Here is a 10,603-nt window from a genome sequence, read left to right on the forward strand (position 1 = left end):
TATAACCATAACCGAATCAAAGAAAAATTGAATGGGTTAAGTCCTGTCCAATACAGAATTCAAAATGGCTTTGCCGCATAACTTTTGTCCAACTTTTGGGGAGCACTTCAAGCCTCCGTTCATCTCGACTCTTGACATTCCGGTTGCAGCCGGTCAGTCCGGCATGCGGTCGGCAAAGAACACCGCCAACTGTGCGTGAATTATGCTCCAGTCCTGCCGCCTTCCGGTCCACTTCTTCGTAATATCCATCATGGCCAGATACAGCATCTTCAGCAGACTGTCATCCGTAGGGAATACCGATTTTGCCTTGGTCACTTTCCGAAGCTGCCGGTTAAAGCCCTCAATTGCGTTGGTCGTATAGATCAGGCGGCGCACCTCCTGGGGATATTTGAAATAGGTACTCAGGTTGGACCAATTCTCCCGCCAGGACGGAGCGATCTTCGGGTATTTTTTGTCCCAGCGTTCAGAAAAGGTGTCCAGAGCGTCCAGCGCAGCAGCCTCATCGACTGCGGCGTAGACTGCCTTCAAATCTGCCATGAGTGCCTTTATGTCCTTGTAGGATACATATTTGCTGGAATTTCGGAGCTGATGGATAATACAGTTCTGGATTTCTGTTTGGGGAAATACGGCTTCAATGGCAGTGGAAAACCCGGTCAAATTATCCGTGCAGGCGATGAAAATGTCCTCAATTCCGCGGTTTTTCAGGCTGTTGAGTACCGTTGCCCAGTATTTGGCGCTTTCATTTTCACCGACCCACATGCCCAGAACATCTTTCCTGCCGTCCAGATCAATACCGATGGCGATATAGACTGCCTTCTTCACGATCTGCCCTTCGCTGCGGACATGGTAGTGGATGGCATCCATGAAAACCACCGCGTAGACGCTCTCCAACGGCCGCTGCTGCCATTCTTTTGCGATAGGGAGAATCTTGTCCGTGATGCGGCTTACGGTCGTGTCAGATACCTCTACGCCGTAGATCTCCTGAATATGGGCCTCTATATCCGACGTGGTCATGCCCTTGGCGTACATGGACAGGATCTTCTCCTCGATGTCCTGACTGATGCTGGTCTGGTTTTTCTTCAGCACATGAGGCTCAAATTCCCCCTTACGATCCCGGGGCACGGATATCTCCACATCACCGAAGCTGGTGCGCAGCGTTTTGCTGCTGTGCCCGTTCCGGCTGTTGTCCGTGTCCTTGTTTTTATAGTCATACCTGCTGTAGCCCAGTTCGTCGTCCAGCTCAGCATCAAGGCCGTTTTCCATGAATTCGGCAATCGTCTCTTTGAACAGGCTCTGGATGTCGTCCATGCTGCCGATGTTCGCCATCTGCAACAGCTCTCTGATCTTTTCCCTGCGGGCATTTTCTTCCGGTGTGCGTTTCTTTCTTGCCATAATAAAACCTCCACTGTGGTGCTTCTATTATACACCACCTTGGAGGTTTACACAAAATGTGGGATGGTCTCTCGCAACCTTAATAGAACCGGCTTACTATCCGCCTTTACATTTCTTTTGCTCGCTCTTACATGCCTTTTTCCAATCAGTAAGAGCGAGCAGAACACAGAAGCAGTAACTGGAACTGTTCAGAGTTCATCTCTCACTTTGAACGTTTCCCAGTCTGCTGCTTCTGTGGAACTTGACGTGAATTCTAATACAGGAACCTTTGCTTCTTCAACCACGGATAACTCTGCTAACTTTTCTGTTACTACTAACAACTTCTCTGGCTACACACTTACCATTTCCGGGAATGATGATGAGGGGAAGCTCTATGATAGCACTAAACAGAACTTCCTAACCTCTCTCGCTAACGCAACTAGCGAAACAGATTTTTCTTCAACCTCCAACACAAACCTAAACGGACAATGGGGCTACAAACCGAGTAAGTTTAACTCGGTAGTAAACGATAACTACCTCCCGGCCCCAACTACCGAAGCCTCAACTCTAGATAAAACATCCGCAGCAAACACTACCGCAAACGACTATTCTATCTCATTAGGTCTAAGAGCAGACTATACCACTACAGCAGACACTTATTCCAACTCTTTCATCATCACCGCCGTCCCTAACCCTATCGCTTACGTCATTGCTTACGACGCAAATACAACCGATACCGTTTCTAATATGCCTGCCTCTCAGAACAGCACTACTTCGGCTACCTCCATCACTCTCGCAGATAAAACTCCAGTCCGCGAAAACTATGACTTCAAAGGCTGGTGTACCGTCGCCCCGACTGCCTCTAGTCCAGACACCTGTACCGGCACCACCTTCCAACCCGGAGACATCTACGGCATAGACCAAACTAGCGAAAATATCACTACGCTTTATGCGATATGGGAAGAACAAATCGCTGGCTACATCCAAGATTATACTTATGCACGCTGTTCTAACGAAGCTGCCAGTAAAGCTGTAAAACTTATGGATAAACGTGACAATAAGGTATATACCGTCCGTTATATTAATGGTGTTTGCACGATGATTGATAACTTACGCGTCGATAAAGGCCAAGCAATGACACCAGCAGATACGAACATTAACTCGAACTGGACGATGACGGATCGCGACCTCACGACGGGCGATAACTCGTATGACTTACCGGAAATCCACGAAGGTGACGCGACGACGGGTCACTGGTATAACTATGCCGCAGCGACAGCCGGTACGATTACCGGATCTTCGAACACGACTGAAGCGACGCAAGATATTTGCCCGAAGGGTTGGAAGCTCCCAGACGGACATAATACTGGTGTTGCGGGCGCGACAACGCTTGATCAATATAAGTTAGCTAACAATAAATGGAACACTTACGACAAGACTTACCAGACGGTCTTTAACTCCGTTGCCGCTGGCAACTACTACCGTGGCTCCCTCCGCAATTCCGGCTCCTACGGGTACTGGTGGTCTTCTACCGCGAACAGTACCGCCTATCGCTACAGCCTCGTCTACTATACTAGCGATGGTCTGTACTCAGGCAACGTCAACAATCGCAACAACGGGTACTCAGTGCGGTGTGTAAAGGCGAAACCGGGGGTGACGATTAGCTTCAACGCCAATGGTGGTACCGGAACTATGGATATGCAAAAAATTGACGCAGGGCAGAGTGCGAACCTTACGGCTAACACCTTCACCCGCACAGATTATGTCTTCACCGGCTGGAATACCGAACCAGACGGCTCTGGCACCTCCTATTCTAACCAAGCCAACTATACCGCCCCAGCCTCCGAAGATAATAAAATCGTAGTGCTCTACACGCAGTGGGCTGAAATAAGCTTACAGAACTACACAAAAGCACTTTGCCAAGCGGAAGCAAGCTCGGCTCCGGCGGAATTAACCGATTCGCGTGATGGCAATTCTTACCGAGTAAAATATATCAATGGGCTTTGCACGATGATCGACAACCTACGGCTCGCACCAGGGAAGACGATAACTTCTGCGGACTCGAATGTGTCGTCTAATTATACGATACCTTCTGGCACTAGTTTTAACTCCTATACGGTTGGATCGGCGATAGTAAGTAGCAATACGACTTATGGTGGATATTATAACTACTGCGCCGCGACGGCAGGTACGATTTGCCAAAGTTCGACCAAAACCGAAGCGACTTATGACATTTGCCCTAAAGGCTGGCGCTTACCGGCGGGCGGTAATACTTCTACTGGTTACGAACAGAAGCTCCTGACGAATAATGTATTTAACTCGTGGCAATCTATTGGTACTTTTGACGACTCCTTCAAGGTTGCCGCTGGCTACTACAGCGATGGCTCCCTCTACCGTTCCGGCTCCAGCGGGTACTGGTGGTCTTCTACCGCGAGCAATACCACCAGTCGCTACAACCTCTACTACGCTACTAGCGGTGGTCTGTACTCAGGCAACGACGGCTACGGTCGCGCCTGCGGGCTCTCAGTGCGTTGCGTGCTTAAGTAGTTTCTCTTTCGCTCCTCTCGCCCAGAAATCTTAAGCATTTTCTTATCATTCTTATTTTGCTTGTGTTATAATAAAGTTTATGAATGGGTTAATTGTAAAGCTAAAAGTGTCTAAAAGGGGGACGATACTAACTTTAGCTGCGATGCTAATGCTCGCGGCGGCGGGTGGCGCGGGAGGATTATTGACGCGCGATGTGGCGGCGGAAAGCGTTGATATTACGGCGAATATTAAGCCGACGCTTCAGGTGCTTTTACCGGCGGATAATATCCTATTAAACTTAAGTCCGGAATATAATCTCGAGGCGTTTGATAGCCAAGATTATAGTATTACGGTTGGGACGAACAGCATTACAGGCTATAATTTAACTTTAACGGCGGACTCGACGGATTTAACCCGAACGGAGATGGGACAGGACGGAACGTTCGCGAAGATTCCAACACTCGCGGCGCTCGCGGGCGGTTATACCGAAGATACTTTTACAGTTAACCACTGGGGATATAAAAACACAACAACCGACGCAAACGCGAATTATATGCCATTTAGTACAAACATTAACCTAGCAAACACTTCGAAACCAACAAACGGCGACCAGATTGACCTTAACTTTGCTGCTAAAGTAGATCTCGAACAACCAGCGGGAACTTATAAACTAAGCCTAAACTTCCAAGCCACGACGAATGTCGTTCTCGGGGTTGAGAATATTATTTTTAACGGTAACGGGGCGGATAATCCAGACGCGATGACGGTACAAACGATTCCAGCACCGGGAGCAAATTTGAATGCGAACCAATTTACGCGGGCGAATTATCTATTTCTAGGTTGGAATACACAGGCAGACGGACAGGGTACGACTTATACAGACCAAGCGAACTACGCCGTCTCCGGGACAGATGAAATGAAGACGACGGTGCTTTACGCACAGTGGGCAGGTAACTATCTCGGCGTCGCGCCATCTCTACAAGAGGTAACCGTAGAACACTGTACGAATAGTTACGATGGCGCAACGGCAACCCAAACAGACGTCCGTGACGGTAAGACCTACACAATTGCAAAAATTAACGGTATTTGCACGATGACTCAAAACCTAGACTTCGAATTAACAACTGGGATGACGCTTTCACCAGATACCACTAACGTTAAATCTACTAAAACGATTGCTACTGTAGGAGCACTCAGTTCGGGCAACACCGACACCGAAGCCCGAATAGCGACCAGTTCAACCAGCGGTTATGGTACGTATTATAACTATTGTGCGGCTACTGCTGGAGAAATCTGCGTAGATAGTTCAACCGCTGATGCTACTGAAGATGTCTGCCCAGCAGGCTGGAGATTGCCAACTGGTGGTCAGAATCAAGAACAATACATCCTTAACAATAGTTATACTTGGCAACAATATAACTCGAACTATCCGAGAGAGTTTAACCCTGTTGCCGCTGGCAGCTACTACAATGGCTCCCTCAACGGTTCCGGCTTCTACGGGGACTGGTGGTCTTCTACCGCGAACAGTACCACCTATCGTTACTACCTCTACTACAATACTAGCAATGGTCTGTACTCAGGCCACAACAACTATCGCTACAGCGGGCGCTCAGTGCGTTGCGTGCTAGGTAGCTAGTGCGGTTGCGGGAGTTCGTCCCTTCTCTGATCCTCACCGGAGTGGATTTATGTTCCGGTGGGGAAGGTATTCTACAACAACTCCACCCCCAGATACGCCCGGTCTAAATCATCCTGCGCCACACCGAGATACCGCTTCGTCACCGTATAATTGCTATGGTTGTAGATATCCATGATCACCACCGGCGAGACCTTGCCGCTGTTCCAGGCGTGATAGCCCCAAGTCTTGCGGAGACTGTGGCAGGAGATGTGTCCGGTTGCGCCTACGGCAGCGGCGGCATCACGGACGATCCGCCAAGCCTGCGTGCGGGTGATCGGGCGGTCTGTGTTGTTGCGGCTGGTGAAAATGTAGTTGCCCTTCCGGTACGGGAAGTAGATACGGAGGGCATGGATCGCCTGTTCGTTTAAGGCAATCTCCTTGTGCTTGCCGGTTTTCTGCTCGGTGAGCGAGAGATGGGTACGAAACTGCTGCCTCTGCTCGCTATACACATCCTCCCAGCGGAGCTCCAAGAGATCCCCGATGCGAAGCGCGGTATAGACGCCAAGCACAATGAGCGCATAGTTACGAAATTCTCCACGACTGCGGAAATATTCCGCCATGTCGTGGAGTTCTTGTTTGTTACGAATTGGTTCTGTTGTTGCCATAATATTTTAGGCTCCTTTCTCTATGATTTCTCTTTAGAGGATAATCATATAGAAGGAGCCTGCGCAATTTTTTGAAGATTATATTACGTTCAACACAACAATTTGCTGGTGTCCTCGGTGGGTTCGGCACTGGTAGTTGTAAAATGTGCCGCAAAGCACTGCGAAATCAGGGGTAAGCGGGTTGAAAAGTCGGTGTCTCCATGGTACAATAGGTAACAATATCTTCAAAGTGTTACATTGGGGATAAAACACTTCTTCTGTGGGGGGGATTTTCGTATGGAAAAGCGAATTATGTCCATTTTGCTGGCATTATGTCTGTGCATAACATTTTTATCTGCTTGCGGCGGAGGCTCCAGCGGAACGACTGGAGCGCAGACGCCGGCGACCGATTCTTTGCAGTCAGGAAATTCCAGTAATGGACTAGATGAAAGCGGAGACGAGGCATCAAATAATGGTGAAACAGATGAACCCAATAGCTTAGACTCTTCATTCGCCGGAGCTGATGTTGGCGTTACAGTTGACAGTTTAGGCGCATATACAATTGGAATTAAATCGGATGGAACGGTTATCGTATCAGGTGATAAACAGTTTGGACGCTGTAAGCAGGAAGATGTAGATGATTGGCGTGATATCGTCTCTATAACTGCAAGTGAGTATTATGCAGTTGGGTTGAAGTCAAATGGTACTGTGGTGGTATCAGATGACCGCTATTTTGATCCAGGCAAATGGCATAACGTAGTAGGAATTGATGCTGGACTGAACCATACTGTTGGGGTCAGAGATGACGGAACGGTAGTCGTGGGTGGGCGTCAAGAATATACTGAGGAATTGTTTAATGTAGATGATTGGACTGACATTATTGCCGCTTCAGCAGGTACTGGTCATACAGTGGGCTTAAAATCAGATGGAACAGTGGTTGCTGCGCTAATAAATCAGGATAGCGAAAGTCTTGATTGCGGTCAGTGTAACGTGGATGATTGGACTGACATTGTTGCAATTTCCGCAGGAAATCTTCATACAGTTGGATTAAAGTCCGATGGAACAGTCGTTGCGACAGGTATAGAAACATACGGTATGTGTGATGTAGGTAGCTGGACAGATATTGTTGCAATATCAGCGGGAGTCAATCACACAGTAGGCTTAAAATCTGATGGAACAGTTGTTGCGGTTGGTCATACGGGAGCCGAAAAAGACGGAGAAAACGGTGAGTATGCTGTTGAACACTGGACAGACGTTATTGCGATTTCAGGAGGAACGAGCCATACAGTGGGCTTAAAATCCGATGGGACAGTACTGACTACAAACAGCTTCTATGGTGATGTATCGGGGTGGCATGATATTAAAATGCCGAATAAATGAACGAGTTGATTCTTAATTCAATATTGATATTTTTAATGGCTCCAATATTATGGAACTGACACGGGTAGATTAACAATTTCGCAGAATACAACTTTAGGATAATATACAAAGAGGAGTGTCGGACATGAAAAAACGAATTATTCCTTTGTTGTTAGCATTGTGCCTGAGTGCAACTCTGCTGCCGACCGTGGCAAGTGCCGCCAACTCGCCAACTCGTGACGAAGCTGTCAAATGGCTCTATGGCCAAGAAGGAGTATGGCACGATCTGGACAATAAGTATGGGGCACAGTGTTCAGACCTTGTGAGCGCTTATATGAACTGGCTTTACTCCGGGGATACCAACCCCTATCAGGGGTATTTGGTCTATAATGCGTCCTACTATCCAACTGTCGCAGGATGGAATACCGACAGGTGGGCCGTTTATAGCAACACAAGTTCATTTGTCCCAGAGGCGGGCGATATATACGTTCAGTCAGCACATGTAGGTGTATTTCTCGCAGGCAGCAAATCCAGCGCAACAGTGATTGACCAAAACTCGTGGGAGACATGGGAGCTTGCAAACAAAAATGCCGGTGTAGGCAGGGCTGGCCGTATTTACAATACAAGTGTTTCCGATGCGACACATTTCATCAGGTATAAAAACTTTTCTACGGCAGCAATCATTCCTACCGTAACATTTGCCGCGTGGGAAAACTCCAACTACACCTACATCCGTGAGAAGGATGCCGCTATCGGTCAACTTATCACTGTCTCAGGCGGTAGTTGTACCGAAACGGGAATGTATCTGTATGATGCCGCAGGACGGGAACTGGCTTCCGCAAAAAACAGTTCATACGATGTTCCGCAGATTTTTTTCAAGATAAATGAAGAATGCGGATATACCCTGACGCCTGGGATAACCTATAAGTACAAATTCTATGCGGTAGTCAACGGCAAGACATATTGGAGCAACGAGCAATCCTTTAAGACAGACGGCATCTTCGTTCCAAAAGCGCCTGACTGCGGCGTAGTGGAGGATGAGCCCACCGTTACATTCAAGCCGTGGGAAAACGCCAACTATACCTATATTCGTGAGACAGACGCTGCTATTGGTCAGCTTGTCACCGTCCCAAACGGGAACTGCACCGAGACAGGAATGTATCTCTACGATATAAACGGGCAGAAAGTGGCGTCGGGGAAGAACGGTTCTTATGAAACCGCAGTTCCCCAGATTTACTTCAAAATCAATGAGGAGTGCGGCTATACCCTGACGCCTGGGACGACATACAAATATAAGTTTTACGCAGTTGTCAACGGAACGTACTACTGGAGCGATTGGGGAACATTCAAAACTGCGGGAACAGCACCTTCCGCCAATTACTCAATCTCGTTGAACCGTTCCTCACTTTCTCTGACGGTTGGCGATAAAGCCAATCTTTCCGCAACGGTATCTCCGACCGGCGCTGTCGTGACGTGGGAAAGCAGCGATGAATCAGTTGTCAAAGTTACAAACGGAAATATTACCGCTGTTAAGTCGGGGAACGCGACCATTACAGCAACAGCAGCCGGTAAAACCGCGACCTGTGTGGTAACTGTGGCGGCTGCGGCAAGCATTCCCGGACCGACCCCCGATCCTGGCTCCAGCGGCTTGCGAGAACAGGAGCCTAACGATACCATTATAGTTGCCAATGAGATTAAACTGGATACAGAAATAAATGGTATTACTTCAAAGACCGGCGACAAGGACTGGTTCAAATTTACATTGCCCAGCAAAGGCTCAATAGCGATATCCTTTATTCACGACTACTTTGACAGTTCCTTCAACCACTGGAGGACTTCTATTTATACAGCAGAAAACGAGAAAATCACAAGCGTATCATGGAAAGGCAATGACACCGTTGAGAAAAAAAGCGGACAATTAGGGTTGGATGCCGGAACCTACTTTTTATGCGTAGAGGGGACAGATTCAAAAATACGAAATAATGCCTATCAGGTCGTGATTGAATTTACACAGTCTGAAAATTGGGAAACAGAATTTAATAATACAATTGTAACCGCAGATAGCATTTCTTCTAATCAGACATACTACGGCTCTATTATGCAGTATGGCGATAAAGATTGGTATAAGTTTACGCTCCCTACTGCTGGCTCAATACAGGTTTCCTTTGGTCACGAATACATTGATACTTCCTCTAACGGCTGGAAGATGTCCATTTACACAGCGGATAACAAAAAAATCAGCAATACATCTTGGAAAGGAAATTCAACCGTCACCGATGTATTTAAAGAGGCTAATCTACCTGCCGGAGACTATTGCCTATGCGTAGAAGGAATAAACGACAAATCTTATGGCCGTTCCTATTGGTTCTCTGTTCAGCTCAATGCTGACGATAACGGCGGCGAAGAAGGTATTGTTGCACCATTCAAAGATGTAAAGGCTGATGCTTACTATGCCGAACCCGTAAAGTGGGCCGTGGATAACAGCGTGACTGTGGGCACATCCGCCACCACGTTCTCTCCAAACGCTACCTGCACCAATGCACAGATACTGACCTTTATCTGGCGATCTGCCGGGTCTCCCACCCCCAGCCTTGCTAACCCATTTACAAATCTGTCCGGCAACGAGTACTACGCCAAAGCCGCTGTGTGGGCGTATTCAATGGGCATGGTTTCCGGCACTGCATTTGACGCCAATAAAGCCTGCACCCGCGCTATGACGATGGAATATCTGTGGAAACAGGCAGGAAGCCCCGCCGTGGCTGCCAGCGGGAAATTTACCGATGTACCCTCCAGTGCAGCCTATGCCACGGCGGTAGCTTGGGCTGTGAACAACGGTATCACTGCGGGAACTTCCAATACGACTTTCTCTCCGGACAGCATTTGCACTCGTGGGCAAATTATGACGTTCTTATACCGGGCAGAGGGTTGACCGTGAAAATAAAGAGAAAGAGGGGCTAAAGAATGGAATTGAGCATTCTAGGCCTTGTTTTAAAAATTGCAGAGTATTGCATCATTTCAACAAAATGGCGATAGCGCCAATGTAAACGAAGGCAAGGAATGAGGAGTCGAGCTTATCATAGCGGGTGAA

Annotated in this window: 7 protein-coding genes; 5 read left to right on the forward strand and 2 right to left on the reverse strand. The window is 47.9% G+C overall.

The features are described 5' to 3' along the window. Positions 1 to 81, forward strand: an 81-nt coding sequence (locus tag ACTQ34_RS16495; protein ID WP_441364662.1) for an IS3 family transposase, incomplete at its 5' end; no start/stop codon positions are given. A gap of 72 nt (positions 82 to 153) precedes the next feature. Here ACTQ34_RS16495 and ACTQ34_RS16500 read toward each other — a convergent pair. Then, positions 154 to 1,392, reverse strand: coding sequence for an IS256 family transposase (locus tag ACTQ34_RS16500; RefSeq protein WP_441364737.1), 1,239 nt, complete (start codon positions 1,390 to 1,392; stop codon positions 154 to 156). A gap of 246 nt (positions 1,393 to 1,638) precedes the next feature. On the opposite strand from ACTQ34_RS16500, the gene ACTQ34_RS16505 reads away from it, so the two are divergent. Together ACTQ34_RS16505 and ACTQ34_RS16510 are read left to right on the forward strand one after the other, a co-directional pair. After that, positions 1,639 to 3,918, forward strand: coding sequence for an FISUMP domain-containing protein (locus ACTQ34_RS16505; protein WP_441364738.1), 2,280 nt, complete (start codon positions 1,639 to 1,641; stop codon positions 3,916 to 3,918). A gap of 181 nt (positions 3,919 to 4,099) precedes the next feature. Next, a complete protein-coding gene (locus tag ACTQ34_RS16510; RefSeq protein WP_441364739.1) occupies positions 4,100 to 5,533 on the forward strand; it encodes an FISUMP domain-containing protein in 1,434 nt (477 codons plus the stop codon). 71 nt (positions 5,534 to 5,604) lie between these two features. Here ACTQ34_RS16510 and ACTQ34_RS16515 read toward each other — a convergent pair whose 3' ends face one another. Continuing rightward, a complete protein-coding gene (locus ACTQ34_RS16515; protein ID WP_441364740.1) occupies positions 5,605 to 6,177 on the reverse strand; it encodes a tyrosine-type recombinase/integrase in 573 nt (190 codons plus the stop codon). 276 nt (positions 6,178 to 6,453) lie between these two features. Here ACTQ34_RS16515 and ACTQ34_RS16520 point away from each other — a divergent pair, with 276 nt between their 5' ends. Then, entirely contained in the window at positions 6,454 to 7,536 is a 1,083-nt protein-coding gene (locus ACTQ34_RS16520; protein ID WP_441364741.1) for an RCC1 domain-containing protein, read from the forward strand. 124 nt (positions 7,537 to 7,660) lie between these two features. Then, positions 7,661 to 10,444: an S-layer homology domain-containing protein gene (locus ACTQ34_RS16525; RefSeq protein ID WP_441364742.1), complete on the forward strand. Its 2,784-nt coding sequence runs from the start codon at positions 7,661 to 7,663 to the stop codon at positions 10,442 to 10,444. The last annotated feature ends 159 nt before the right edge of the window (positions 10,445 to 10,603 follow it).

It is taken from the genome of Agathobaculum sp. LCP25S3_E8 (assembly GCF_052117165.1).
Taxonomy (GTDB): Bacteria; Bacillota; Clostridia; order Oscillospirales; family Butyricicoccaceae; genus Agathobaculum.

What these genes read in the sequence shown, in the direction of transcription:
- ACTQ34_RS16520 (WP_441364741.1), top strand. Translation starts at nt 6,454, where the DNA reads ATGGAAAAGCGAATTATGTCCATTTTGCTGGCATTATGTCTGTGCATA.
- ACTQ34_RS16500 (WP_441364737.1), bottom strand. Translation starts at nt 1,392, where the DNA reads ATGGCAAGAAAGAAACGCACACCGGAAGAAAATGCCCGCAGGGAAAAG.
- ACTQ34_RS16515 (WP_441364740.1), bottom strand. Translation starts at nt 6,177, where the DNA reads ATGGCAACAACAGAACCAATTCGTAACAAACAAGAACTCCACGACATG.
- ACTQ34_RS16525 (WP_441364742.1), top strand. Translation starts at nt 7,661, where the DNA reads ATGAAAAAACGAATTATTCCTTTGTTGTTAGCATTGTGCCTGAGTGCA.